Source organism: Affinundibacterium macrobrachii (assembly GCF_014652415.1).
GTDB classification, from domain to species: domain Bacteria; phylum Pseudomonadota; class Gammaproteobacteria; order Burkholderiales; family Burkholderiaceae_D; genus Undibacterium; species Undibacterium macrobrachii.
This window is the reverse complement of record NZ_BMYT01000001.1, coordinates 987691-1014415: the sequence shown is the minus strand read 5'-3', so window position 1 is coordinate 1014415 and position 26725 is coordinate 987691. Positions and strand designations below refer to the sequence as shown.

At 44.2% G+C, this 26725-nt stretch carries 28 protein-coding genes; 16 read left to right on the top strand and 12 right to left on the bottom strand.

Going from position 1 to position 26725, the window contains the following annotated elements; all coding sequences use genetic code 11:
• The first annotated feature begins 5 nt into the window (after nucleotides 1–5).
• Nucleotides 6–1202, top strand: coding sequence for a heme biosynthesis protein HemY (locus IE103_RS04515; RefSeq protein ID WP_189344766.1), 1197 nt, complete (start codon nucleotides 6–8; stop codon nucleotides 1200–1202).
• Nucleotides 1203–1392: 190 nt separating this feature from the next.
• Nucleotides 1393–1929 (top strand): inorganic diphosphatase, encoded by a 537-nt coding sequence (gene ppa / locus IE103_RS04510; protein ID WP_189344765.1) that lies wholly within the window; start codon nucleotides 1393–1395, stop codon nucleotides 1927–1929.
• Between the two features lie 119 nt (nucleotides 1930–2048).
• On the opposite strand, the gene IE103_RS04505 is transcribed toward ppa, so the two are convergent.
• Complete coding sequence (locus tag IE103_RS04505; RefSeq protein WP_189344764.1) at nucleotides 2049–3089, bottom strand: serine/threonine protein kinase; 1041 nt, start codon at nucleotides 3087–3089, stop codon at nucleotides 2049–2051.
• A 181-nt stretch (nucleotides 3090–3270) separates the two neighbouring features.
• Nucleotides 3271–4416 (bottom strand): GNAT family N-acetyltransferase, encoded by a 1146-nt coding sequence (locus tag IE103_RS04500; RefSeq protein ID WP_189344763.1) that lies wholly within the window; start codon nucleotides 4414–4416, stop codon nucleotides 3271–3273.
• Between the two features lie 20 nt (nucleotides 4417–4436).
• Between IE103_RS04500 and IE103_RS04495 the strand changes: the two genes are divergently transcribed.
• Both IE103_RS04495 and IE103_RS04490 read left to right on the top strand, forming a co-directional pair.
• A complete protein-coding gene (locus IE103_RS04495) occupies nucleotides 4437–6059 on the top strand; it encodes an NAD+ synthase (protein WP_189344762.1) in 1623 nt (540 codons plus the stop codon).
• A gap of 26 nt (nucleotides 6060–6085) precedes the next feature.
• Nucleotides 6086–6424: a P-II family nitrogen regulator gene (locus IE103_RS04490; protein ID WP_189344761.1), complete on the top strand. Its 339-nt coding sequence runs from the start codon at nucleotides 6086–6088 to the stop codon at nucleotides 6422–6424.
• 76 nt (nucleotides 6425–6500) lie between these two features.
• On the opposite strand, the gene IE103_RS04485 is transcribed toward IE103_RS04490, so the two are convergent.
• Together IE103_RS04485 and trxB are read right to left on the bottom strand one after the other, a co-directional pair.
• Complete coding sequence (locus tag IE103_RS04485) at nucleotides 6501–7130, bottom strand: Smr/MutS family protein (RefSeq protein WP_229827066.1); 630 nt, start codon at nucleotides 7128–7130, stop codon at nucleotides 6501–6503.
• Between the two features lie 145 nt (nucleotides 7131–7275).
• Nucleotides 7276–8229 carry a thioredoxin-disulfide reductase gene (gene trxB / locus IE103_RS04480; protein WP_189344759.1) on the bottom strand — a complete coding sequence of 318 codons (954 nt, stop codon included), beginning with the start codon at nucleotides 8227–8229 and terminating at the stop codon, nucleotides 7276–7278.
• A gap of 417 nt (nucleotides 8230–8646) precedes the next feature.
• On the opposite strand from trxB, the gene IE103_RS04475 reads away from it, so the two are divergent.
• From IE103_RS04475 to IE103_RS04465, 3 genes are all read left to right on the top strand, one after another.
• Nucleotides 8647–10968: a DNA translocase FtsK gene (locus IE103_RS04475; RefSeq protein WP_189344758.1), complete on the top strand. Its 2322-nt coding sequence runs from the start codon at nucleotides 8647–8649 to the stop codon at nucleotides 10966–10968.
• Nucleotides 10969–11074: 106 nt separating this feature from the next.
• A complete protein-coding gene (gene lolA, locus IE103_RS04470; protein ID WP_373295224.1) occupies nucleotides 11075–11719 on the top strand; it encodes an outer membrane lipoprotein chaperone LolA in 645 nt (214 codons plus the stop codon).
• The gene (locus tag IE103_RS04465) at nucleotides 11716–13023 is read left to right on the top strand and encodes a replication-associated recombination protein A (RefSeq protein ID WP_189344757.1); all 1308 of its coding nucleotides are present in this window, start codon (nucleotides 11716–11718) and stop codon (nucleotides 13021–13023) included. The genes lolA and IE103_RS04465 overlap by 4 nt, the downstream gene beginning before the upstream one ends.
• A gap of 165 nt (nucleotides 13024–13188) precedes the next feature.
• Here IE103_RS04465 and IE103_RS04460 read toward each other — a convergent pair whose 3' ends face one another.
• The gene (locus IE103_RS04460) at nucleotides 13189–14280 is read right to left on the bottom strand and encodes a saccharopine dehydrogenase family protein (protein WP_189344756.1); all 1092 of its coding nucleotides are present in this window, start codon (nucleotides 14278–14280) and stop codon (nucleotides 13189–13191) included.
• A 185-nt stretch (nucleotides 14281–14465) separates the two neighbouring features.
• Between IE103_RS04460 and IE103_RS04455 the strand changes: the two genes are divergently transcribed.
• A complete protein-coding gene (locus IE103_RS04455; protein ID WP_189344755.1) occupies nucleotides 14466–14912 on the top strand; it encodes an Lrp/AsnC family transcriptional regulator in 447 nt (148 codons plus the stop codon).
• Between the two features lie 95 nt (nucleotides 14913–15007).
• Here the strand turns inward: IE103_RS04455 and IE103_RS04450 are convergent, their stop codons facing one another.
• Nucleotides 15008–15289: a hypothetical protein gene (locus IE103_RS04450; RefSeq protein WP_189344754.1), complete on the bottom strand. Its 282-nt coding sequence runs from the start codon at nucleotides 15287–15289 to the stop codon at nucleotides 15008–15010.
• A 122-nt stretch (nucleotides 15290–15411) separates the two neighbouring features.
• The gene (locus IE103_RS04445) at nucleotides 15412–15672 is read right to left on the bottom strand and encodes a hypothetical protein (RefSeq protein ID WP_189344753.1); all 261 of its coding nucleotides are present in this window, start codon (nucleotides 15670–15672) and stop codon (nucleotides 15412–15414) included.
• Nucleotides 15673–16027: 355 nt separating this feature from the next.
• Here IE103_RS04445 and IE103_RS04440 point away from each other — a divergent pair, with 355 nt between their 5' ends.
• Complete coding sequence (locus IE103_RS04440; RefSeq protein ID WP_189344752.1) at nucleotides 16028–16375, top strand: hypothetical protein; 348 nt, start codon at nucleotides 16028–16030, stop codon at nucleotides 16373–16375.
• Between the two features lie 138 nt (nucleotides 16376–16513).
• On the opposite strand, the gene IE103_RS04435 is transcribed toward IE103_RS04440, so the two are convergent.
• Together IE103_RS04435 and IE103_RS04430 are read right to left on the bottom strand one after the other, a co-directional pair.
• On the bottom strand, nucleotides 16514–17866 hold the full coding sequence (locus tag IE103_RS04435) for a M24 family metallopeptidase (RefSeq protein WP_189344751.1): 1353 nt from the start codon (nucleotides 17864–17866) through the stop codon (nucleotides 16514–16516).
• Nucleotides 17867–17947: 81 nt separating this feature from the next.
• On the bottom strand, nucleotides 17948–18154 hold the full coding sequence (locus tag IE103_RS04430; RefSeq protein ID WP_189344750.1) for a hypothetical protein: 207 nt from the start codon (nucleotides 18152–18154) through the stop codon (nucleotides 17948–17950).
• A 413-nt stretch (nucleotides 18155–18567) separates the two neighbouring features.
• Here IE103_RS04430 and IE103_RS04425 point away from each other — a divergent pair, with 413 nt between their 5' ends.
• From IE103_RS04425 to IE103_RS04400, 6 genes are all read left to right on the top strand, one after another.
• Nucleotides 18568–19854 carry a molybdopterin molybdotransferase MoeA gene (locus IE103_RS04425; RefSeq protein ID WP_229827064.1) on the top strand — a complete coding sequence of 429 codons (1287 nt, stop codon included), beginning with the start codon at nucleotides 18568–18570 and terminating at the stop codon, nucleotides 19852–19854.
• Nucleotides 19855–19942: 88 nt separating this feature from the next.
• A complete protein-coding gene (locus tag IE103_RS04420; protein WP_189344749.1) occupies nucleotides 19943–20200 on the top strand; it encodes a MoaD/ThiS family protein in 258 nt (85 codons plus the stop codon).
• Nucleotides 20201–20206: 6 nt separating this feature from the next.
• A complete protein-coding gene (moaE, locus tag IE103_RS04415; RefSeq protein WP_189344748.1) occupies nucleotides 20207–20680 on the top strand; it encodes a molybdopterin synthase catalytic subunit MoaE in 474 nt (157 codons plus the stop codon).
• An 18-nt stretch (nucleotides 20681–20698) separates the two neighbouring features.
• Nucleotides 20699–21085, top strand: coding sequence for a fluoride efflux transporter CrcB (gene crcB / locus IE103_RS04410; RefSeq protein ID WP_189344747.1), 387 nt, complete (start codon nucleotides 20699–20701; stop codon nucleotides 21083–21085).
• A 32-nt stretch (nucleotides 21086–21117) separates the two neighbouring features.
• Entirely contained in the window at nucleotides 21118–22080 is a 963-nt protein-coding gene (pip, locus tag IE103_RS04405) for a prolyl aminopeptidase (protein ID WP_189344746.1), read from the top strand.
• Nucleotides 22081–22245: 165 nt separating this feature from the next.
• Entirely contained in the window at nucleotides 22246–22599 is a 354-nt protein-coding gene (locus IE103_RS04400) for a YggL 50S ribosome-binding family protein (RefSeq protein WP_229827063.1), read from the top strand.
• Nucleotides 22600–22807: 208 nt separating this feature from the next.
• Here IE103_RS04400 and IE103_RS04395 read toward each other — a convergent pair whose 3' ends face one another.
• The 3 genes from IE103_RS04395 to IE103_RS04385 all read right to left on the bottom strand — a co-directional run bounded on the left by IE103_RS04395 (nucleotide 22808) and on the right by IE103_RS04385 (nucleotide 25274).
• Entirely contained in the window at nucleotides 22808–23266 is a 459-nt protein-coding gene (locus IE103_RS04395; RefSeq protein ID WP_189344745.1) for a GNAT family N-acetyltransferase, read from the bottom strand.
• Nucleotides 23267–23290: 24 nt separating this feature from the next.
• Nucleotides 23291–24100, bottom strand: coding sequence for a LytR/AlgR family response regulator transcription factor (locus IE103_RS04390; RefSeq protein ID WP_189344744.1), 810 nt, complete (start codon nucleotides 24098–24100; stop codon nucleotides 23291–23293).
• Nucleotides 24101–24167: 67 nt separating this feature from the next.
• Nucleotides 24168–25274, bottom strand: coding sequence for a sensor histidine kinase (locus tag IE103_RS04385; RefSeq protein WP_189344743.1), 1107 nt, complete (start codon nucleotides 25272–25274; stop codon nucleotides 24168–24170).
• Nucleotides 25275–25894: 620 nt separating this feature from the next.
• Here IE103_RS04385 and IE103_RS04380 point away from each other — a divergent pair.
• Nucleotides 25895–26719 carry a DUF2189 domain-containing protein gene (locus IE103_RS04380; RefSeq protein WP_229827062.1) on the top strand — a complete coding sequence of 275 codons (825 nt, stop codon included), beginning with the start codon at nucleotides 25895–25897 and terminating at the stop codon, nucleotides 26717–26719.
• Nucleotides 26720–26725 lie beyond the last annotated feature (6 nt).

Genomic DNA, 26725 nt, shown 5'->3' with positions numbered 1-26725 from the left:
AGCCCATGCGTATCTTTATTCGTATTCTCATTCTATTTGCCTTGGCTGTCGGTATTGCGATTGGCGGACGTTTTAATGCTGGTAATGTCGTGCTGTTTTATCCACCAACAAGAATTGATGTTTCTCTTAACTTCTTCTTGCTGATTTTGGCGGCAGTGTTTTTTGTAGTGTATTTGATCGTGCGTACCATCATTGTCACGACAGAGATGCCTGCGAAAGTGGCTGAATATCGTCAAAGCAAACGTGAACGTGAAAGCAATCGCGCACTACGCGATGCTTTGAAAGCATTATTCGAAGGTCGTTTTGGTCACGCTGAAAAATCCGCAGTAAAGGCGCTCGAATTACCTGAAAACAAAGCACTCGCAAGCTTGGTTGGCGCTAAAGCAGCGCATCACATGAGTCAGTTTGAGCGCCGTAACGCATGGTTTGCTGGGATTGAAGACGACGCTGCCTATAAGACAGCGCGCTTAGTCACCATGACCGAGTTATATGTCGATGAGCATAAAGCGGAACAAGCTTTAGAAGCCGTGAAAGAATTGAATGCGCGTGGTAAACGTCATATTCAAGTATTACGCTGGGCTTTAAAAGCGAATCAACAAGCGAAGAATTGGGCTGAAGTGGTGAAGCTAGTTCGCACTTTGGAAAAGAATCATGCAATTCATCCCGCTTTGGCAGGCCGTTTGCGCGAGATGTCTTATGAAGCTTTGTTGAAAGAAAACGGACATGATGCCGAGTCATTGCGTCGTATCTGGAGTGAAGTGCCAACGGCGGAACGTAAGAATCGGTACATTGCAGTAATTGCCGCAGCGGCATTTACGAAGTGCCAATTGCTTGAAGAAGCGAGAAATATAGTTGAGCGCGCACTGGCTGAAGAATGGGACAATCGTCTGCTGCGAAGTTATCGCGAAGCTGCTGGTCCAGAAGGCTCTGTTGCTTTGCGCTCGCAAATTGAGCATTGTGAGGATTGGCTGAAGAAACAAACAAAGAATGCGGAATTAGAATTAACTTTGGGTGTATTGTGCTTCCATCAAAAATTATGGGGTAAAGCCCAAATTCATATGGAAGACGCGTTAAGCCATGCGCAAGAAGCGCGCATTGTGCGCGAAGCAAACTTGAGTTTGGCACAATTACATGAAAAACTAGGACAGACCGCCGAGGCGACTAAGCATTATCGCCAATGTGCGTTGGCGACTAGTTTATAAGTTATTTTTCTTATTTGCTGCTTCGGTTTCTGTTGAACTGCTAGCACTAATTTCTTAGTCAAAATTATTTGCCAAACGCGATCGTTCGCTGCATGTAGAAATTCTGTTGCAATGCACCAAGTGCGCTTAAATATCGCTATAATTCCGTTATTGTTTAGTGATAGTGTTGGATTTAACCTGAAAGTGTCTTATGAGTTTAAATAAAGTATCTGCCGGTCGAGATTTGCCGAATGACTTCAACGTCATTATTGAAATTCCTATGAATGCCGATCCGATCAAGTATGAAGTTGACAAAGAAAGCGGTGCGATTTTTGTAGATCGCTTTATGGGTACTTCAATGCATTATCCATGTAACTACGGTTACGTTCCGAATACCATTTCTGGCGATGGCGATCCAGTTGATGTGTTGGTGATCACTCCATTTCCATTGATCCCAGGCGTTGTCGTGCGTTGCCGTCCTATCGGTATTTTGAATATGCATGACGAGGCAGGTGCGGACGGTAAAGTTTTAGCTGTACCTATCGATAAAATTTTGCCGATCTATCAACACTGGCAAAAGCCAGAAGACTTAAACGTCTTGCGTTTGAATCAAATTCAGCATTTCTTTGAACACTACAAAGATTTAGAGCCAGGTAAATGGGTCAAAATTGATGGTTGGGGCGGTACAGACGATGCCCGAGCTGAGATCTTGAATGGTGTAGAAAACTACAATAAGTCTCAGGCTTAATTGAATGAAGCAATAAAAAAGGTAGCTACGGCTACCTTTTTTATTATGGATAATTTTGTTCTATGCGATGATTTTCGTCAAAATTAAACGCACAAAGACATCCCAACTTGGCAAGTAGATCAGCGCGACTTGAAGGCCAGTATAGCCAAGATCGCGGCGATAATAAAGCTTCCCCAACCAAGCCAGAATAAATTACTTTTACCGGCGAATAATCCTGATGTTGACGCCGAGTTGTTTTCTTTACCAGAAGAAGATTGGCGACGCGCACGTTTTTCGCTGGATAAGAATTTGTTCAGTGCAAGCGCCATTTCCGCTGCACTTTTGTAACGACGATGGGTCTTCTTTTGCATCGCTTTCATGACGATGTGCGCCAGTTTTTCTGGTACATCGGGATTGAGTAGATCTGGCGATTTTGGTGATTTGTGAGTGATGTTATACAGTAATTTATCAAAGTCTGAAGCTGAGAAAGGCTTCTGGCCAGTAAGCATTTCGTACATGACTGCACCGAGCGAATAGACATCGGTTAATGCCGTGACTGGCTGGCTTAATGCTTGTTCTGGAGACATATAGTTCGGCGTCCCCATGATGGTGCCCTTGAACAAGGTTTGTGGCTGACCATTGTCATCCAACACCCGATTTGGGACACGAGCGATACCAAAATCGACGACTTTGGGTTGATTATTTTCAACAATAAAAATATTGGCTGGCTTGATGTCGCGATGAATCACGCCTTGATTATGGGCAAACGCCAGCGCCCCAGCGATTTTGTAGGCAATACTGGCTACTTCAAGCACGTCAAAGCGCTTTCCACTTGCCATTAATTCTCTTAAGTCTTTGCCTTGTAAAAACTCCATCGCGATAAAGGTTGTGCCGCCTTCTGTCGATGCGTCATAAATGGTGACGATATTTGGGTGAGACAAACGACCAGCCGCACGCGCTTCGTTGATAAATTGTTGTTCTCGTTGCTTTTTGTCGGTTGCGCCAACTGGATTGTTTAAGATTTTGATTGCAACTGCACGATCAATGATCGGGTCATGACCCAGCAAAACATTGCCGTTTGAACCGCTGCCAAGCTTATCAGTTACAGTGAAGCGCCCGATTCTACGCATCGGTGATTTGCCTGGTGTGGCTGGGTTACTGGCATGGATATGTTGAATCATACGGACGAAAACCTTGAATTAAATCGTTTAATCATCTTGTTAGATGATTTTTTAAGCCTGTACATTCTAAAGGATTTGATTGCTTTACATGTAAATGAAATCCATATTTGTCAAAAAATGTTGCAAAAATAGTTGCGTTATAAAAAAGAGGTTTTGATACCACTTTGAAGCGTGATTATTACTACTTAAATGGCGAATGTTCGTTTAATTCATCAATGTAGTTCTCAATGCCACCTTGCTCACGTTGCAAAAAGTTGGCAACAGCATTGGCAAACGCCGGTTCATTTAAGTAGTGTGCAGAAAATGTCTTACGTGGGAGAAAGCCGCGCGCTAATTTGTGCTCACCTTGTGCGCCGCCTTCGAAGGTTTGGATTTTTTCAGCGATACAGAAATCTAAGGCTTGGTAATAAGCTGTTTCGAAATGGAGGCAGGGGTGATATTCAAGACAGCCCCAATAGCGGCCATAAATTGTGTGACTGTCATAGATGAAGAGTGCTGCCGCGATTCTTTGATTGTCTTTTGTGGCAATTATCAAGTACAGGTGTCCAGGCATGGTTTGCCCAATACGCCGGAAAAAATCCAAGTTTAAATATGGGGAAGAGTGATGCTCAGCATAGGTTTTGTCATAGCATTGTTTGAAAAATTCCCAATCTTCCTGTGAGATATCTGAGCCTCGTTTATGCTTAAACTGTATATGCGCTTCCTGTACTTTGCGACGCTCCGCGCGAATATTCTTACGTTTTTTTGCATCGAGATGCATTAGAAAATCATCAAAATCTCGATAATCCTGATTTTCCCAATGAAACTGCACGCCTTCTCGTTTCATAAAGCCTGTTTGTTGTAAGGTGTCAATTTCTTCTTCTGTTGTGAACAGTAAATGACAAGAGGAATACAGACCACTTTGTGTTAATGCTTGTAAATTTTTTATGAGTGCCGTTTGTGCTTTTTTGTCGCTTGCGAATAAACGGCTTCCTTCGATTGGTGTAAAAGGAATGGCGGATAAAAGTTTGGGGTAGTAGGCGACACCGTGCTGGTGATAGGCATTTGCCCAAGCCCAGTCAAACACATATTCGCCATACGAATGCGTTTTCTCATACAAAGGCATTGCCGCTACCAGTTTTTGATCGTCCCACAGACCGATGAAGCGCGGCGTCCATCCGGTTTTGTCGGAAGCGGAGCCAGATTCGTGTAGCGCGTGCAAAAAGGCATAGGATAAAAACGGATTTGGTTTTGTTTGGCGTTTTAATAATTCATCCCAATTGACTTGCCCAATCTCCGATAGAGAATCGTGCAAGCGCATGCGATAATGTGACACTTCAGAATTCATTGTTTATTGCCTTAAATCTTATGACAGCAAATACAGTAAAAGTCGCGATTGCTCAAATGAATAGCATTGTTGGCGATCTTGCCGGTAATGCTCGGCAAATATGTGATTATGTAAGCCGCGCTGCTGCTCAGTCTGCTGATATCGTGGTAACACCTGAACTTTCTTTAGTCGGTTACCCGCCAGAGGATTTATTGTTGCGATCGGCTTTTTATCAGCAAACACAAGTTGCTTTACAGAAATTAGCACAAGACTTGCAGCAATTTCACAATATCTACGCGTTAGTTGGACATCCATTAGAGCGAGATGGATATCACTATAACGCGATTTCCGTTTTGCTGAATGGTGCGGTGATTCATACTTATTTAAAACACGCGTTGCCAAATGATGCGGTATTTGATGAAAAGCGCTATTTCGCGACAGGCGATGAAGCACTAGTGTTTGAAGTAAAAGGAACGCGTTTCGGCATCAATATTTGCGAAGATGTTTGGAATGGTGATGCGCCGCAGTTGGCGCGTGCGGCTGGTGCTCAGGTCTTGCTGGCACCGAATGCATCGCCATTTCACATGAATAAGAGCGAATATCGTGTCGAAGTGATGCGAAAAAATATTAGTTCACTTGGCATGAGTTTAGTTTACGCAAACTTGGTCGGTGGCCAAGATGAGTTAATCTTTGATGGGAATTCTTTCGTGCTAAATCAGCAGGGGGAACTTTGTTCGCAGTTGAAGCATTGCGAAGCTGATTTGCAAATCCTTGATTTTGTAAATGGTGTGCCGCAGATGGGGCAGGTGCTAGAAAACTTGCCGGTCGAAGCGCAGATTTATCGTGCTTTGGTATTGGGGGTACATGATTACGTAACAAAAAATGGATTTCCTAGTGTATTGATTGGGTTTTCCGGCGGTGTTGATTCTGCATTAACCTTAGCAATCGCGGTTGATGCTTTGGGTGCCGACAAGGTTCGTGCCGTGATGATGCCTTCGCCATACACTGCTGATATTTCGTGGTTAGATTCACGTGATATGGTCAAGCGGATTGGTGTGCGTTACGATGAAATTTCTATTAATGAGTGTTTTGCTGCATTTAACAATACACTGAGCAAAGAGTTTGCAGGTCTGAAAGAAGACACCACCGAAGAGAATATTCAAGCGCGAATTCGCGGCACCATCTTGATGGCGATGTCGAATAAATATGGATCAATTGTGCTAACCACTGGTAATAAGAGTGAAATGGCAGTCGGTTATTGCACTTTGTATGGTGATATGGCTGGTGGCTTTGCAGTGATTAAAGATGTTGCCAAAACCATGGTTTATCGACTCTGTGCCTATAGAAATTCGATTGGCGATATTATTCCCGAGAGAATCATTACGCGACCACCGTCCGCTGAATTAAGGCCAGATCAAAAGGATCAGGATTCTTTACCGCCTTACGATATTCTTGACGGTATTATGCAAGCTTATATGGAAGAAAATCAGTCACGAGCTGAGATTGTGGCGGCAGGGTACAGCGAAGCCGATGTTGAACGCATCACGCGTTTGATTAAAATTAATGAATATAAACGACGTCAGGCACCAGTAGGAATTCGGATTACACATCGCGCTTTTGGTCGCGATTGGCGTTATCCCATTACTTCGAAGTTCCGTGATTAAAATATGAGTCAATCTGTGAGGAAAGAATGAAACAAATAACTGCGATCATTAAACCATTTAAGTTAGACGAGGTTCGGGAAGGTTTGGCAGAAGTCGGTGTGACTGGATTAACCGTTACCGAGGTTAAAGGGTTTGGGCGTCAGAAAGGGCATACAGAGTTGTACCGTGGTGCTGAATACGTGGTCGATTTTTTGCCAAAAATAAAAGTAGAAGTGGTTGTCGACGATAAGGTTTGCGATGATGTAGTTGATGCGATTATCAAAGCAGCCCACACCGGAAAAATTGGTGACGGCAAGATCTTTGTGCAAAATGTCGAACAAGTAATTCGTATTCGTACCGGTGAAACTGGTGCAGAAGCTGTGTAATTAGCGGTATTTGTTACAAGGAAAATACTACGGCGTCTTTGCTTGATGAAGCGGACGCCGTATTCATCGTGTTAGTCTAGGAAGCACGTAATAAAACAATTAAGGCACCAGAGCCGCCATCAGCTGCAGTTGCCTGGCTAAAAGCAATTACTTCATCCTTCTGAATTAGCCAGTTTCTCACCTTGTTCTTCAGAATCGGTTCTTTGTTCACCGAGCCCAAGCCTTTGCCATGGATAATGCGTACGCAGCGCAATCCACTACGTATACATTTACGCAAAAACTCGCCGAGATTATCGCGTGCTTGATCGCGTCGCATGCCATGTAAATCGAGCTGTGCTTGTATGACCCATGCACCTTGACGCAATTTTTTTGCGACATCGATACCAACGCCTGGTCGGGTGTAGCTTAAGTTCTCATCCGATTCTAGTAATGTCCCCGCATCAAATTCGTCTGACAGCGACTCCTGCAAAGCCTTTTGCTCGTCTTCAAAATGTTTGAACGGAAGTGGTGGTGGTTTTTTGGGTGTAGGGTGAAATTTTTCCGTGGTCTTTAAGGCTTGAACTTCGCCGACTGTACTACGAAAAATATTGGCTTCGATGGCAGCTTGTTTTTCACGTGCAATTCGTTCAGCTTCTGCCTTTGCACGTAATTCTTGCTGTACTTTGAGTTGCTTTGCAACGTCTTGAAGTTCAGCAAATGATTTCATTGATGATGCCATGATGTGGTTTGCTGATATGATTTTTGTTGAATACCGAGGAGAGTAGCGCAAAGTAAACAAGCGCAAAGATGATTGGGATATGACTCAATATTCTCTGCGCTGTTTTGATTGCGCCTTTATTTCACTTCTAAGATTATTCCTCTAAGAAGCGTTGCGCATCTAAAGCGGCCATACAACCTGTGCCCGCGCTTGTAATTGCCTGACGATAGATATGATCTTGCACGTCACCAGCGGCAAAGACACCAGGGATGTTGGTTGCTGTAGCCATGCCCTCGTTACCCATTTTGGTGATGATGTAGCCATTCTTCATGTCGAGTTGGCCTTCGAAAATACTTGTATTCGGCTTGTGACCAATGGCGATAAATACACCATGTAAAGCGACAGAGGTAACGACACCATCAGCCGATTTGATATTGATTCCGGTCACGCCAGAGGCATCACCAGTAACTTCATCCAAGGTATGGTTCCACTTCACTTCAACTTTGCCTTCGGCAACTTTTGCCATTAAGCGGTCGATCAAGATTGCTTCTGCGCGGAATTTGTCGCGGCGGTGAATCACCGTAACTTTGCTTGCAATATTCGATAAATACAGCGCTTCTTCAACTGCTGTATTACCGCCACCAACAACCGCCACTCCTTTACCGCGATAGAAGAAGCCGTCGCAAGTTGCGCATGCAGAAACACCTTTACCCATGAAAGCTTCTTCGGATGGTAATCCTAGGTATTGCGCCGATGCACCTGTAGCAATAATCAAGGAATCACAAGTGTATTCACCTTGATCGCCGATGAGTCGAATCGGTTTTTCGGTCAGTTTTGCGGTGTGGATATAATCAAAAATAATTTCGGTATTGAAGCGTTCAGCATGTTGCAGAAAGCGTTGCATTAATTCTGGACCCTGAACGCCATTTGGATCTGCCGGCCAATTTTCCACATCGGTTGTCGTCATTAATTGACCGCCTTGTTCGACACCTGTGATCAAGACAGGCTTTAAGTTAGCACGCGCAGCATAAACGGCTGCGGAATAACCAGCTGGACCAGAGCCGAGAATCAATACATGGGCGTGTTTAGTTGATTTTGGTGTAGACATAGTGGTTCCGATGAAAGTGGTAAAAAGAATCGAAAGGCTTGCTTTCGTAAATTTAGCTAGGAAAGCAAAAATCAAAAACAGAATTATCCCAGATTTGCGACAACTTGACTTTATTCAGGTCAAGGAATGCAGCGTTCAGCGTTTGTTGTTGATTGATCTAGTGCAATGGCTACTGTGAAATAGCCACATTATTGTGTGATGATTAATTAATAATTGAAGTGTCGGAGAAGGTGTGTCATTTATCCATAGTTAGCTGTATCAGCTATTTATGCTTGGATGTGGCTAAGTTGTTACAAAAGTATAGGCACTCATAGATCGGTGTCATGCCGATATCCTCGTCAAAACGACTTTGCTCTTAGGTAGCTAAATTGCCGACTTTTGCCCTACAATCATGTCTGCTTGTTCACTTTGAAATCTATGTCTAATTCCAACGAAGTTTATCAACGTAATCGAAACTCGGCTGTTGCGGCTCCACTGCCAAATCGATTGCTTGTGTTGTTGCGCGAAGTGCGCTGGATGTTGTTCGCTGCATTCACCGTCTATTTTATTTTGGTGATGGCAACTTATTCGCCACTTGATCCTGGCTGGTCGCGTTCGGTGACAGTCGATCGATTTCATAATTTAGGTGGCTATGTGGGCGCACGGATTTCCGATTTAGCTTTGTTTATTTTTGGATTCTCTGCATGGTGGTTCTCATTTGCCTTGTTGCGTTTGGTGTGGCGCAGTTATCGTCGTTTGAATCACGAATCCCATCCAGCACAAGAAGACGCACATTTCTTTGACAAAATTATTCAAATCGCAGGCTTCGTATTTATCTTAATTGGTAGCATGGGTTTGGAATCATTGCGCTTGTATTCAATGAAGGTTGCTTTGCCTGGTGTGCACGGTGGTGTGTTAGGTGAGTTGATTGGACATTTAAGCGCAAGCGCGTTTGGCTTCACTGGTGCTACTCTATTACTGCTATTGATTATTGCTTTAGGTTTGAGTTTGTATTTTCATTTGTCTTGGTGGCAAATTGCTGAAAATACTGGCACTTTGATTGAAACAAGTTTTGAGTTCGTACGAAAAAAATATACCGATCACGAAGATCGCAAACTAGGTGAAACCGCCGCAGTGAAACGTGAAACCTCGGTAGTTCAAGAACGTGCAAAAATTGTCGAAGCGCCACCAATACGAATCGAGCCGCAAGTTGTCGCCGTACAGAAGTCTGAGCGAATTGAAAAAGAACGTCAGGTGTCGCTCTTCAATGACATGCCTGATACAAATTTGCCACCGCTGTCCTTGCTGGATGAACCACCGTTGTCACAAGAAACGGTGAGTGTCGAAACTTTAGAGTTCACCAGCCGTTTGATTGAGAAAAAACTTTCTGACTTTGGGGTTGATGTCAAAGTGATTGCGGCTTATCCAGGTCCCGTGATTACACGCTATGAAATCGAGCCCGCAACTGGCGTTAAAGGTAGTCAGATTGTTGGTCTAGCCCGCGACTTAGCGCGTTCATTCGCATTGACATCGATACGTGTCGTCGAAACAATCCCCGGTAAAAATTACATGGGATTGGAATTGCCGAATCCTAAGCGTCAAATTGTTCGTTTGACCGAAATCTTAAGTTCTAAAGTCTATAACGATAGCGCGTCCAATTTGACGGTTGCATTGGGTAAGGATATTGCTGGTCACCCCGTCGTCGCTGATCTCGCTAAGATGCCGCATTTGTTGGTTGCTGGTACAACGGGTTCAGGTAAATCAGTCGGGATTAATGCGACCATCTTGTCTTTGCTGTATAAGTCGGACCCGAATGATGTACGTATGATCTTAATTGATCCAAAAATGTTGGAAATGTCCGTGTACGAGGGAATTCCGCATTTGTTGGCGCCCGTGGTGACCGATATGCGTCAAGCTGGACATGCCTTAAATTGGGCGGTCAATGAAATGGAGCGACGTTACAAGTTGATGTCGAAACTGGGTGTGCGTAATTTGGCTGGTTATAACGCCAAAATTGCTGAGGCAGCGAAACGCGAAGAGCATATTCCCAATCCATTTAGCCTAACACCCGATGCGCCAGAGCCCTTAGAAAAACTGCCAACGATCGTCATTATCATTGATGAATTAGCTGATTTGATGATGGTGGTCGGGAAAAAAGTTGAGGAATTGATCGCACGTATCGCGCAAAAAGCGCGTGCCGCTGGATTGCATTTGATTTTGGCGACGCAACGCCCTTCGGTGGATGTTATTACCGGCTTGATTAAGGCGAATATTCCCACCCGTATTGCATTTCAAGTGAGTAGTAAAATCGATTCGCGAACGATCTTAGATCAAATGGGCGCAGAGTCTTTGCTCGGTATGGGTGATATGTTGTACATGCCGCCCGGCACGGGTTTGCCGATTCGGGTGCATGGCGCATTTGTATCTGACGAAGAAGTACATCGTGTCGTCAAGCATTTGAAAGAACAAGGTGAGCCCAACTACATCGAGGGAATCCTTGAAGGTGGTGTGCTCGAAGAAAGTGGTGATGCGCTCGCTCCTGGCGAGGGCGGTGGTGAGGCGGATGCTTTGTATGATCAGGCGGTCGCGATCGTCCTAAAAAATCGACGCGCTTCGATTTCTTTGGTGCAGCGACATCTGCGAATTGGATATAACCGCGCAGCACGTTTATTAGAACAAATGGAAGCGAGCGGTGTGGTATCCACCATGCAATCAAACGGTAATCGCGAAATTTTGGTGCCAGTTGGTAATGCTGAGTAAGCCTTCTTGGCAGTTACCGCGTTAGATCACATAGTAGAGTTAGTACATTGTTGACTTGAATCGACAAATTTCGTTCTAGACTGTTTCATAAAGAATTGGATTTATTTTGAATATCATTAAAAAAAGTGTGTGCTACGGCGCGATTGTTGGCGGTTTATTGTCGCTTGGAATGAGCATTGCGCAGGCTTCTGGCGTTGAACAGTTTAAAGCATTTGTGGTGAATACAAAGACCGCTAAAGGTGAGTTTGTTCAGGTGCAAATGAAGACAGTGAATGGTGTATCCAAGATGGGTAAGACATCGTCAGGAACATTTAAATTCGCTCGTCCTGGCAAGTTTATTTGGACCTATGTGAAACCTTACGATCAAGTGCTTCAAGCAGATGGTGACAAGCTTTATCTTTACGATAAAGATCTCAATCAAGTAACGATCAAATCCTTAGGCAATGCGATTGCATCTAGCCCCGCAGCGATTCTGTTTGGTAGTGTTGATTTAGACAAAAATTTCGTGATGAAAGATGTCGGTGTGAAGCAGGGCGTCGAATGGTTGGAGGCGATACCAAAGACCAAAGACAGTCAATTTGAAACCATCGGAATTGGTATGAAAGACGGAGTTCCTGTTGGAATGGAGTTGCGTGATAGTTTTGGTCAACTCTCTATCGTTACACTGAAAAGTTTTGAGAAGAATCCTAGTTTTGCTGCTGATCAATTTAAGTTCGTGGTACCTCAGGGCGCGGAAGTTTTACGTCCATGATGTTAGGGCAAGAAGCGCAAGCTAGGCTACATCAACCATTGGCAGAACGGTTGCGGCCAACATGTCTGATTGAGGTTATTGGTCAGCAGCATTTGTTGGGTGAAGGTAAGCCTTTACGCGTCGCGTTCGAATCGGGTGAGCCACATTCAATGTTACTTTGGGGGCCACCTGGAGTTGGTAAGACTAGTTTAGCGCGTTTGATGGCACAAGCCTTTCATGCTGAATTTATCGCGCTTTCTGCGGTGTTATCAGGGGTAAAAGATATTCGTGATGCAGTTGAGCGAGCCGAGTTGATTCGCGCTAGTTCACAGCGCCGTACCATTTTGTTTGTGGATGAAGTTCATCGATTTAACAAGAGTCAGCAAGATGCGTTTTTGCCGCATGTAGAAAGTGGTTTATTCACTTTTATCGGCGCCACTACCGAGAATCCCTCATTTGAAGTTAATAGCGCATTACTCTCGCGTGCTGCGGTGTACGTCTTAAAGTCTTTATCCGAGGATGATTTGGCTTTGATGTTGGAGAAGGCCTGCGTGCAAGAGTTGGGTGGCCTCACGTTCACAGCGGATGCGAAACAGAGCTTGATCGCCAGCGCTGATGGTGATGGTCGCAAGCTATTAAATAATCTGGATATCACAGCCCGTGCTGCACAGGCAAAAAAGTTATTGGAAGTTGATAGTCAATTGCTCGCAGAATGTTTAGGCGATGCGTTACGGCGTTTTGATAAAGGTGGAGATGCGTTCTATGATCAGATTTCTGCCTTGCATAAATCGGTACGCGGGTCCAATCCTGATGCTGCCTTGTATTGGCTGGTCAGAATGTTGGATGGCGGCACAGATCCGCGCTATTTAGCACGGCGTATCATTCGTATGGCGAGTGAGGACATTGGTCTGGCAGACCCACGTGCTTTGCGAATTAGTCTAGATGCAGCCGAGGTATATGAGCGCTTAGGTTCGCCAGAAGGAGAGCTCGCGTTGGCAGAAGCCGTGGTTTACTTGGCTTGTGCTGCTAAATCTAACGCGATCTACGTAGCGTACAAACAAGCACGCGCTCTGGTCGCCAAAGACAAGTCTCGCGTCGTACCTGAGCATTTGCGCAATGCTCCAACTAAGTTGATGAAAGAATTAGGTTACGGAAAACTATATCGCTACGCACATGATGAACCTCACGCTTACGCTGCGGGTGAAACATACATGCCCGATGGTTTGGAGGATGTGGGCTTTTACCAGCCTGTGCCGCGTGGTATGGAAATTAAAATTGCCGAAAAACTTGCCTATCTACGACAACTTGATAAAGACAGCGAATAAGGTGGGGGTGCTACTGAAAGTATGGCTTTTCTGTAGCTAGATGAAGCAAAGAATGCGATGACTAAAACTGAAGCTGATGTTTTGTGCATCAGCTTCAGTTTTTTTATCGAAGTTGTATTTTGATTTGTTCCGATTAAGTGTCGCAAGCGTGCTCTGCAATGCGCGCTAGTTAGCGTAATACTGACCAAAGCGATTCGACATAAAGTCAGTAAAACTCGCTTGCTCTTGACGAACAAAACCGCGCTGCGGCAATTTCTTTGCGATTAACAAATCAAGCATCGCGCAAATCCCTGATGCAGTAGTCAATTGAATTGCCGATAGCAAGCGGCCATTCACTTCTTGTGCATAGATTTTCTTCGCATAGGATTCCTGTTCCAGACGACCTGCTCGCATCCCGACCACGCTAACGAAAACCAGTACGACATCTTGTTTTGTCATAGGGATGGAGGTCTCTAATACGTCTTTTAAAATTGGACGTCGCTCGATCTTGCCCAGCTCCAAATCTCGAATTAACATTTTCACGATATCGCGGTGCCCAGGGTAACGAACCGTTTTATAGTTCAGATTCTCGACTTTACCCGCAAGTGATTCGCATAAGGTGCCGAGTCCACCCGATGTATTAAAGGCTTCATAGTCAATTCCATCGAGCGAAAAATGTTCAATTTCTTCTAATGCAGAAGTTTCGCGGAACTGACCATCGACAATCGCCTCGCAAGGATTGCAGTATTCGTTTATCAGCCCATCGGTGCTCCAAGTCAGATTGTATTTCAAGGCATTGTTTGGAAAAGTCGGTAGTGCGCCAACACGCATGCTGACGTCGCGTAGTGAATCAAATTTTTGTGCGACATGATTGGCAACGATAGAAATAAAACCAGGCGCTAAACCACATTGCGGTACAAAGGCGCTATCCGCGTTAGCGGCCAACTGCTTAACGATGCGTGTGCTCTCAACATCTTCAGTCAGATCGAAATAATGTGACTGCGCCATTTTCGCGGCCTTGGCGATCATTGGAGTTAAGAAATAAGGGCAAGCGGATAAGGTAACTTGATGTCCTTGAATTAAATTTTCTACTATAGTTGGATCGTTGAGATCGGCGCATACGGTAGTGACATTTGGGAAGTTTTCTCTGTTGACATAGTCGAGGCGATTCGCATCTTTATCTGCCACGGTGATGACATAGTCGTGGGTATGAGAAAGCAAATTTAAAATCGCGTCGCCAATTTTTCCTGCGCCCAATAAGATCAGTTTCGTTGCCATAATCGTCTCCAAATAAAATGAAAGATAAAACGCGTTTGCTTATCTTTGTTTGCAATAGAAATAGTATAGAGGCAAGAAATGTCAGATAATAGCGACTAAATTATCGTCATAATGTTGGTTGATAATACAAATTGACGAAGATGTTTTTCTATATGTCGAAATGCATAGATAAATGAAGGCAAACAATGAAACCAGTGCTTGATGAAATTGATAACAAGATCTTAGCTTTGCTGATGGACGATGCACGTTTGCCCGTCACGACGATCGCTAAATTGGTGGGAATTGCGCGTACTACGGTGATTGCAAGAATCGCTGCACTGGAGAAGCGTCAAGTGATTGCGGGATATGGTTTGAAACTTAATGCTTCTATGTATCAGCCTGCTGTGCGGGCTTATGTAGGATTGTCCATTGACGCTAAGTGCGCCAATTCTTTAATTAAATTCTTGCAGCAATTTCCTGAGGTTGAAAGCCTAAGCGCGGTGAGTGGAGCAATTGACTACATGTTGACTTTGCGTTGCGCGAGTACGGAAGTGCTTGATAAATTGTTAGACCAGATCGGTAGTTTGGAGGGGGTCAGACAAACTTCGACTTCGATCATCTTGAGTAAGCGGATTGATCGCTCTTCGATCTAGATTCAGGAATTTGACGATAAATAATAGAAAAAGACCTGTGCAAACACAGGTCTTCTTGATGCTACTAAACGCTTGGATCAATCCACAACGAAGAATTAGTCTTGAGACTTATTCGGTGTCTTTTTATCGTCGTTATTATTTTTCTTTGACGCGGAAGGCTCAATGAATTTTTGCGAAGTTTGCTGTAGAATTTGCAAATGCACAGATGCTTTGTCCATGCCACCGCGATCAATCTGCATCGCTTGCTCTGGCGGGCAATTTTCCTGACAAGTTGGCGGCGGATTTGACTGGGTTGGTACCACCACGAATTCTTGGCTTTGTGCGATCCCGACGAATGCGATGAGAGCAATACCGAGTGAAAATTGTTGTGTATTCATGATAGTCAAACTCCAATTCAATGGCAGTGAAGCGGGAAGTGTAAATCAAATTTTGCTTTAAGCGTCAAACAATTTGTAATAGATTTGTATCAGTTATTTATATTTTTGAAAATTTCTAATTGCTACTGTTGAGCCTGCGTTTTGTCATAAGCAAGCTTCTCTGCGGTACTCAAGCGTTTTGCAGTGACAATGACTTGCTGTACTTGCAGGTTCATTTGCTGTTGGTCATATGTTGTTTTTTCTTGTGCGCTAAGACGTTTCGCCTGAATGGTGACGGTTTGTGTCTGCGTACTGACTAATTGTTGAGCGAGGCAATTGCCGGATGCGAGAGTCGTTAGGATTAATGTACTAAAGAAGACGCGGGCTTTTTGTGAGTGAAGCATATTGGCTCCTAAAATAGGTGTGTTATGGACGATGATGAAACTTTAAATGTCCTTACATCTGGTTGCCATCGCTATGCGATGAAATGCGAAAAATGCTAGCTCAAGTACCGAAACATCGGTATTAAGACTTAGTTTGTCATTGCTGACCTTGAAGATTGGTGGTGATTTAGTCGAATGGCGATTTTTGAATTTTTTTACCGTAGGCTTTTCTACGCCAGGCCTTGATAATCCATCTACCCCAAGCACTCAGCCATTCATTCCTCAAAAATGCAATTTGGTCGGAAAGCTGGAACAAGAATTAATGCTTTGTTTTACAGTGACGGTGCTTTCAGATTGTTTAATTCAAGGATGAAAAATGAAAAATTCAAATAAACAGTATATGTACTCAGTTTTACGCCAAGCGTGGCAAGAGCTACGCGCAGTCGGCAATAAAGCTGGACAAGCATTACTGCGTACACCATTGCCACGAATCTTAGTACTGTGCATAGGATTAGCGCTACTGATCACCTTGATACCGTTAATTTTGAGTTTGTTCGTGATCTTTATGCTGGTGAAACTGTTTTTGATCGTGGTCACCTCGAGTAATCGCAGCCGTCAGCAATCAGATTCAGAATTTAAGCCTAGACAATGGTCGTATAAAGAGGCGGAAGATGCACAATTGGTTCGCGTTGAGCAAATTACTTATCGTCGTGAAGATCGCTAAGTCTGCACTTCCTAGGCATCAGTGCGATGCACCTAACTAGACAAAAAAACGCCACTGCATTTAAATGAGTGGCGTTTTGTTTATTGGCTGCGTCGGATGTCAATGTATGTTTTGAGCTATCCTTGCAGGCGATTTACTTTATTGATTGTAGGAAGATGGTCTAGGAATCGGATAAATTTTCTTTTGTCGTCCATCAATATACCGCACTGTTTCGCCATCAAAAAACGCATCTTCTTCCAGCATAATGCGGATCGTTTTCTTCCATTCTGGAATCATGCTGCTGGCATTTAATTCAATTGAGTAAGCAGTATTTTTTCTGAGCGCTTGATCGCCAGTGCCAACGACATTTCCTTGGTTATCCCACATACCAATGGCAGGTCCTGCGGCATGACCGTGGTAGCCAATTGGATGCGAATAAATACTCGCAGCGATGTCCTCTTTCTTCGCTTGTGCGAGCGCCCCAGCTAAAATTTGATTACCCGTCTTTCCCAATTTGAACTGCGTCGTCAAAATATCTTGTAGACGATTCGCTTTGCTAAATGCTTGTTGGATGGAGGTCGGTATTTCTGTTTCGCCGGGTTTTAATATGTAAGCATGTTGTTGTATGTCGGTGTGTAGACGTAAATAGCTAATACCGATATCAACGTGAATTAGATCACCTGGCAAAATCACATCCGCTTTTGGTTTGATTGCAAAACTACGTTCAGCACCTTCGGTTTTGGGATCAACTCGTTGGATGTCTACAGTGGGATGGAACCAAGTATCGTATCCTAAATCTCGAATTTTTTGACGGAACCACCACACCACATCTTCGCTAGTGGTGATGCCTGGTGTAATGACTTTTTCGGAAAAGCCTTCTTCAATAATTTTGTGGGTGGCGTTAATCAGTTGTGGATAGAATTGCATCTCACGTGCAGTGCGTGTTTCTAACCAACGAATCGCTAAAGGTTCCGCTGACACGGTACGCGACTTAAACTCAGTTGGTAGTTTTTGCATCAATTCTTGGTGTTCGGTGTAGTCTAAGCCATCAGCATGGCCAAAATGCATCGAGGTATTAATGCCGATCTTTTGCGGATTTCTTTGCTTGATGATGTTAACTAAGGCGTCCCATTGGTCAGGATGTTTTTGTGTGTCCCATGCCGCTTTAATATTTTTTCCGAAGTCATAGCGCGCAACTGCAAGACGCTCCACTGTCCGCGTTTGTGGGTTATGGTAAAACACTAAAATTGTACGGCGCCTTGCGTTTAGCCATTCCGCAGGCAGCATGGTCTTGAGAACGGGATCTTCGTTGTATTCGCGCGAGATTACGATCCACATATCAATGCCAGTTTCTTGCATTATGCTTGGCAGTAGGTTTTCAAAGCGGTCGGCTAAGTTTTCATCAATCACGCGCGCTTGTTCACGTACAGATAAAATTTGCGCTTGTGCTGGCATGCATTGCCACAAACCAAAGATGCCTGCAAATGCACAGGCGATTAGTGTTTTTTTCATACGCTCTCCCAAGTTTTTCGTAGTTTTAACGACGATCTTGTGACCGCTTATTTATCGCCAAGTTCCATTCAGCCAATGTCCTTATTCATCGCTTAGAGCTATCTTTGCAGCTTCTTCGGGAGTTAATCGGTCATAAAATTGATCGGTTAAAAATTCAATTTCTTCTTCAATAAATTCTTGTGCTTGCGCTTGTGTGGCGCCACCCTTTACGAGAAAGCCTTCGACTTCTATGCACCATTGAATTACCGCCAGCGTCTCTTCATCTAATTCTTCATTTTTCTTTGCCATGATTAAATTGTCCTTGGGTTGATGTGGTATTTCGTAAATAACTTTAAGCTTATTTAATGAGAAATTGAGAGGCGCTTTCGAGCCCAAAGTGGGGTGGCAAGGTGCAGCTCAAGGTCTAGCCTGTGCATTTTTTCCTATTTATGCTTGGCATTCGAAGGTGAATAAACTCTCAAAAGCGATGGCTGATTTTTTCGATGATTCATTATTCCCTATTTGACCTAGGTTTGGTTTAATTAAATGTAAATCTTGCTCTGTTATGATGCAAATTGCAGCACTGAGGCAATTTTGTTATCGGGTATGCTTGATTAGACTTGTATCAAGTGTGTTTGATATATGCTTGTACACTTCAATAAGGCAGCAATCTAGAGTGTTAAACTAGACAGTAAGTAACTCATGATAAAGAAAAAGTAAGAATGGAAAAGAAACCGATGTTAAGTGTCGCACAAGCATTGCAAACTTTATTGCAAGCAGTGCGGCCAATTCAAGAAATCGAGCAGGTTTCAACATTAGCAGCGAATGGTCGAGTGCTGGCGCAAGCGCAGCGTTCGTCTTTGTATGTACCGCCGATGGACAATACACAAATGGATGGCTATGCGGTGCGCGCGGCAGATTGTACAAGTGGCTGCGCGCGTTTAAGAGTGTCGCAACGTATACCTGCGGGTGTGGTCGGCCAGACTTTGGAACCCGGTACAGCAGCGCGTATTTTTACTGGCGCTTTCATTCCTGCTGGCGCTGATGCGGTGGTGATGCAAGAACAATGTGAAGTTGAAAATTTCAACGATGGGCAAGATCAGCAGACTTTTGTGACTATTCGTCACCAAGTAAAACCGGGCGAGTGGATACGTAGGCAAGGTGAAGATATTCAGCAGGGGGCAGAAATTCTGCCAGCCAGTACGCGTTTACGGCCGCAGGAACTTGGCTTGGCTGCATCGGTAGGCTTAGCAACATTGCCTGTGTTACGCCCTTTACGCGTAGCGGTTTTTTTTACTGGTGATGAGCTGACGATGCCGGGTGAGCCTTTAAAACAAGGTTCAATTTATAACTCCAATCGATTTTTACTCACTGGCTTATTGCAAAACTTAGGCTGTCAAATAACTGATTACGGTATCGTTCCAGACAACTTGGCGGCAACCCGCGCAACTTTGCGTGAGGTCGCACAACAACATGATTTGATTATTACTTCGGGTGGTGTTTCAGTTGGTGAGGAAGATCATATTCGTCCCGCGGTCGAGGCTGAGGGCCACATTAATATGTGGCAGATTGCGGTGAAACCCGGCAAACCTCTTGCGTTTGGAGAAGTGCGTCGTGCTGCTCAGCTTGATCAAGTTGAACAGGGAGAGATGAATCAAGTGACAAACACGGCTTTTTTCCTCGGATTGCCTGGCAATCCAGTGTCTAGTTTTGTGACGTTTTTACTCTTTGTACGTCCATTCATTTTACGTATGCAAGGGATACAAAACATTACGCCAATCAGTTACCCAATGCGTGCTGATTTTGAGTTGAAAAAAGCAGATAAGCGCAATGAGTTTTTACGTGCGAAGATGAACGCTGAAGGTGGCCTAACACTTTTTTCAAATCAGAGTTCTGGTGTATTAACATCGACAGTGTGGGGCGATGGCTTAATTGATTTAGCTGCTGGGCAAACGGTGGCGCATGGCGACATGGTGAAGTTTATTCCATTTAGTGGATTGCTCTATTGAGACACATTCAGGTTATTGAAAATAAAAACTGAAATTAAACATAGAATCAAATAGAGAATCAAACATCAAATTAGAACAGAAAAATAAAATGAAAATACAGTTGAAGTTTTTTGCCAGTGTGCGAGAAAAATTAGGATGCGGAAGCGAAGTATTGGAGCTTGATGTCACTAGCATCAGTGCGTATCAGGTACGTGATTTACTAATATCACGCGGCGGAGTTTGGGCAGAAGTCTTAGCGCCGAACAAGGCCTTGAGAATGGCGTGCAATCAACAAATGCTGAATGACGACGTCACACTGCAAGATGGCGCAGAGTTAGCATTTTTCCCGCCCGTTACTGGAGGCTGATTTTTTATGAAAATTTCTGTTCAGACCAGTGACTTTGATGTCAGCAATGAGTTGGCGATCATGCGCTCCTGTAATCCAGCGATTGGTGCGGTGGTCAATTTCGTTGGGCTTGTACGTGATCGTAATGATGGACAAACTGTTAGTGCGATGGAGTTAGAGCATTATCCGGGTATGACAGAAAAATCCTTGCAGACAATCGCTGAGCAAGCACAACAACGATGGAATCTGCTTGACGTATTGATTATTCATCGTGTCGGTGTGTTGCAACCCAAAGATCAAATTGTGATGGTGGCAGCCGCTGGCGCGCATCGAGGTGAAGCCTTTGCTGCTTGTGAGTTCATGATGGATTACTTAAAAACTGAGGCGCCGTTTTGGAAGAAAGAAACAACTCCAGAGGGCGAACGATGGGTCGATGCACGCGAGTCCGATAGTGTCGCTAAGCACAAATGGAATGCGTCCTCATCTGAGTTGCAAAAATAAACCGGGAGCATCAGAGCCATGAATGGATTGTCGGTTATTGCTGTTAGTGCTGGCGCTGCAATTGGCGCATGTTTGCGTTGGGTACTGAGTCTGACTCTGAATTCTGTGCATGTAAATTTGCCCTTGGGTACCTTGTTTGCTAATTTAGGTGGTGCTTATGTGATTGGTATTTGTGTTGGTTTTTTTTCTGCTAATCCGCAACTCTCGCCTGAATGGCGTTTATTTGTCGTCACAGGATTTTTAGGTGGCTTAACCACCTTTTCTAGTTTTTCTGCCGAGGCGATGGAACTTCTGCAAAAAGGAGAATGGCTATGGGCTTTCGGGCATAGTACTTTGCATTTACTTGGCTCTATACTCTGTTGCTTTGCAGGCTATGCTAGTTGGCGTTTGTTTCAATCGGTTTAAACCTGTTTTCTTTATTTGAAATTGAAAAATTTATGTCAGAAAATACCTTAATGTATCCACCGATTGAACCTTATCGTCAAGGAATGCTGGAAGTGGATGCGATACATACTTTGTATTGGGAAGAGTGTGGTAATCCAGCTGGACAGCCTGTTTTATTTTTACATGGTGGCCCCGGTGGCGGTACCTCGCCGACGCATCGACGATTTTTCGATCCCGCACATTATCGTATCGTATTGTTCGATCAACGCGGTGCTGGAAAATCGACCCCATTAGGTGAGTATCGGAACAATACAACGGCGTTGTTAATCGAAGATATCGAAAAGATTCGTACGATGTTGGGAATTGAACAGTGGTTGGTATTTGGTGGATCATGGGGCTCGACGCTGGCGCTAGCGTATGGTGAAGAGCATCCGGCACGTTGTCTTGGTTTTGTTTTGCGCGGTATCTTCTTGTGTACCAAGGCAGAAGTGGATTGGTTTATTAATGGAATGAATCATTTCTATCCAGAAGTGCATCAGCGCTTTGCTGAAGCGGTGCCGCATTCTGAACGTGGCAATTTATTGCAAGCCTATGTAAAGCGTTTGTTTGATGAAGAACCTGCGATATACAAAGAAGCGGCACGCAATTGGAGTCGCTATGAAGGATCTTGTTTGTTTTTAGAGCCACAGGCGCAAGCGATACAAGACTTTGAATCTGACGAAGTCAGTCTAGGAATCGGTCGCTTGGAAGCACACTACATGTTAAATGCAGCGTTTATGGATGAAGATCAATTGGTTAAGAATATCCATACAATTCGACATTTACCTGCGGTGATTGTGCAGGGGCGTTACGATGTGATTTGCCCACCGTTGTCGGCGTATCGTTTGCATCAAGCTTGGCCTGGGTCGCAATTGCACATGATTAATGACGCTGGCCATGCTGCGATGGAGCCAGGAATCGCAAAGGAACTGGTGCGCGCCACCGAGCAATTTAAGTTGCATAGAAAATTTTTATAAAACTTCCTTCCTTTTTTACAAGTTTCTGCGATTCAAAGCTAGAACGTGGTCTTATAGATAATTGAAAGGTAATTTGCGTTTGTGTAGTTTCGGCATAATCTTTACAATGCGCAGCTGTTGATTCCTCGCATGTTGTGAGGAATGTTAATTCAATAAAAGAAAATTATGATTCCATCAAAAAAATCCCGTAATGCCCGTCAACGTAAAAAATTGCACGTTGGTGAATTTCAAGAATTTGGTTTTGAGTACAAAGCTGATTTGACTAAAGAATTGTCTTCCGATGAAGAAGCGCAATTGATTCATACATTCTTGGAAGAAGTGATCGAGCCACGTGACTTGGCATTGAGCGGTTGGCTGACTTCAGGTTTCGTTTGTAGTTTTGGTCCAGGTTCCGCTACCGATGAAGATCGCGAAGCACTAAAAGCATGGATGACAGCACGTCCTGAATTTAAAGATGTGCAAGTTGGCGTATTAAAAGATGCTTGGTATTCACCAATGGATACGGAATTTGCTGAATAATTAATGTCTACAGCGCATATAGTGCATGTAGCAAATTTTAAGCTGAGTTAGCCTGTCTGCCGCGTTCGCCTCAAAGCAACTCTTGCTCATTGGCTTATAGGCTTATCTGCTTATCGAACTGAAGCTGGTTTCTTAGTAATAAGAACCAGCTTTTTTTATGGCGTGAAGTGAGTTTTACTTAAACGTCTTTTACTTAAGCATGTATTACTTAAGCGTGTATCAGCAGCATTTCAATATGCGGGATATCGTCTTCTAGATACATGTCGGAGACCGTCACAAATCCGAAAGATTGATAAAATTTTTCTAGATATTGTTGCGCACCGATACGAATTGCATGTGTAGGATGCGCTTCTTTGCATACAGCGATGCCACGATTTAGTAGCGATTTACCGATACCTGTTCCGCGTGCAAAATCGCTCGTGATGATGCGACCTAGTGAAGCTTCTGCATATTTGACACCCGGTGGAACGATGCGCAGATAGGCTGCAACTTTTTGATCTTCGCTCCATGCGATTAAATGTAACGAACTCTGATCAGCATCATCCATATCGAGATAGGGACAATTTTGTTCCACCACAAACACCGCTGAGCGCGCACGCAAAATCGCATAAAGTTGATCGACTGTTAGTTCGTGAAAGCGGCAGCATTGCCAGCGGATATTTTGCATGGTGATTTCCTGAAAATTGCTATTCTACATTTGCTTAAATAGGTGCGCATAGACGCGACTTACTTGTAGTTTTTGTTGACTACCTTTGAGTTGCACTGTCAGTTTTCCAGTTTCATCGCGCGTCGCGTATTGTAAGTAGCGCGTGTTGATGATGTAGCCGCGGTGAATTTGCCAGAACAATTGCGGATCAAGTTGTGGCAGTAATTCGCGTAAGCTCATTCGAATTAAACTTCCTTGTTCCGCTGTCACAACATTGATGTATTTGTCGGTCGCCTCAAAAAACAGCACGTCCTCAATTGGGATCATGCGAATTTGATTGCCAACTGCCGCACGTATCATGCTGAGTCGTTCATTCGATGCAGATGTTTGCGGATTTCCTAAAAGTGCAGGGCTTAATTTGCTTAACTGTGCGATCATTTTTTCTAATTCATTGGATGGCGCAGAGCGATCCGTGATTTTATTTTGTAGTCGCTGTACTGTCTTGGCAACACGCACGTCACTGATCGGTTTTAACACGTAGTCGCAGGCTTCATGTTCGAATGCCTGTAGCGCGAATTCGTCATAGGCCGTAACAAAAACGATCATCGGGAAAGGTTTGTCACTTGGCCATTCTTCCGTCAGTTCTTCGGCAACTTCGAGCCCGGTTTTTCCGGGCATTTTTATATCTAGAAAGACGATTTCAGGAAAATGTTTAAACGCCAAGTTCACCGCTTCAACGCCGTTTTCCGCAATACCGCATATTTCCAGTTCTGGCCACAAGCGTTCTAAAGTTTTTTGTAAAGTTAAAGCGAGAATATTTTCGTCTTCAGCGATGAGTGCGCGTAGTTGAGTCATGATAGTTAATTCGATTTTGATGAGGCAAGAATGTTGTTAATGCTCTGTCTTTATTGATGGAGTGTCGTTAATTTACTTGCGTCGATAAGGGAATGCATAAATGAGCGATCACGCCTTGCGGTTGATTCTCGCTAAGCGTCAAAGACGCTCGTGGACCGTACAGCGCTAGCAGACGTTCACGCACATTCGCATTACCAACATGACTTTGATTTGGATGTTGCGATTGAGGTGCTGGTTTATTTTCATCATAATCTAGAGGCAGGCCCATACCCGTATCAATCACGTAAATGTACAGGAACTCGCTGTCAGTTTCGGCGGAAACATGGATGCTACCGCCTTCCATTTTAGGCTCAACGCCGTGTTTAATCGCGTTTTCAACGAGTGGCTGCAATAGCATAGGCGCGATCGCTTGCCGCCTTAGTTGTTCTGGTAAATTGGTTTGATATTGCAAGCGCTTGCCCATGCGTATCGCCAGCAATTCTAAATATGCTTCGAGTAAATCAAACTCATGTTGTAGCGTTGTTTGTTCGATTCGTGATGAATTTAAACTCGCGCGTAGATAACGAATTAGCTGCTCTAGCATGTGTTGTGCACGTTGTGTATCGATGGCTATCAAACCTTGTAAATTGGCGAGCGTGTTGAATAACATGTGCGGTTCGATTTGCGCTTGTAGTAGCTGCAATTGCGCTTGCATTGCTTGACGTTCGATTGCTGCCATGCGCGCTTTTTCTTTTTCTTGTTCGGCTTCTAGTTCTGCTAGTTTTGATTGGTTCCAAAAAAATACGCCACCGAATAAGCTGATGAAGATACTCATAATGACTAAGATGCCTTCACCATTTTTCATCACGGTTATAAAGCTTGGCATTTTCAGACCATAAAAGACCATACCTATTGATCCGCCAATGAAATAGCCTATCGGTGCTGCTGCCATACACATCAATAGAAAGGCGATGCGATGTGGTTTTTGATCGCGCCAAATGACCCACCGTGTTAACACGATGACGATGTTGATGCTATAGCCAATTAACATCGAGAACACCCAATTCACTGCAAAGCTTTGCTTGGTCGGTAATACCAACGTAATGAATAGCGCGACACCGGTATTAAAGCAGCTTAGCCAAATCAGCGAGCGTTTGTGTTCATTGAGAAAATGAGGAATAGTAGATAAAGACAAGAGATTTTTCATTTGAGAGAAACAAAGTTGAATTGTGCAGTAGCGTCTTTTTATAAATTAGATCTCGCTCGATATAGAGAAGTGTAGATGAGCTATCGACAATTCGAAAATTTCTGCGACGTAAGTGTTACTTTATAACGCGAACCGCATGAAATTTGCCGTAAATAACTTTGGACTACTGGTTTGTGTGAAATTTCACCAAACTTTTCTAGAAAGTGTTGTTCATTTCGAATGTTAACCGACTGTGGCGCTTGCGACATGAATATAAACTCGCTTAGCATGAGAGCTCGTGATTTGATTTTGGTCAAGGACTAGGGCCTGTTAACGTTTAAATTGGGAGATGCGTTCAAGCCAAAAGGTGGGATGGCAAGGCGTAGTTCGCCGCCGAGGCAGGTGCCTCGGCAAGAGCTACAACGCTGTCCATCGCGCGTTTTGGCTTGAACCCTTCGGGAATGGGAAAAACGGGCACATGGCGTTGTTGCAAGTCGCTTACAGTGCTTGCACTGCCGCGCGCCTTGACGCCTAGCCCTGTGCCCGTTTTTCCACATTCGCACTCCCAATTTAAATGTTAACAGGCCCTAGCAAACCACATCAAAAAAATTAGAAAATCTGGAGACATTATGAGTGATTCAACAAGTGGGCGCGATGGTGACAGCGCTGCACCCGATATTCGTATGGTAATTGATCAGAAAAGTGCGTTCCCGCCTGTTGCGCGCTTGGGCGCTTTTCGCGCATTTCATTGGCTTTATTTAGGTTGGCAAGATTTTCGCGCGGAACCGATGGCAGGCCTCTTCTATGGTGTTTGCTTTGCCGTCATGGGCGGCATTTTAAAACTCACTTTGGCCAATGCGCCGCAGTATTTGTCGGCATTAACTTGTGGTTTTTTATTGGTAGGTCCGCTGTTGGCTTTAGGTTTGTATGATGTTAGCCGTCGGATTGAGAACTTGCGCTCTGGTATGCTAGGCAGTGCATTTTCTATGCGCGGTCGTTGGAGTAATATCGGTACTTTTGCTGTGGTGCTAGCCGTGATTATGATGGTGTGGGCACGTGCGTCCTTAGTTATTTTTGCTTTGTTCTACAACAAGGGCATGCCAACGATGGAAGGATTCTTGGCGAAATTATTCTCCTTAGAGAATCTCGAATTCTTGGTGGTGTATGCCTGCATCGGTTTTATTTTCGCGAGTATTGTATTTGCGATTAGTTGGGTATCCATTCCCTTGATGTTAGACCGAGATACCGACGCGATTACCGCGATGATCATCAGTATCGTCGCATTGTTTGTGAATGTTCCTCTGACGATGATTTGGGGCTTAACGATTGTCGGTTTTGTCGTATTAGGGTTTATGACTTGGAATCTGGGATTTATTATTGCGATGCCGATTATTGGGCATGCTACTTGGCATGCATATCGAGAGGTGGTTGGCCCAGCGGATCAGCGTTCTTGAAAATAT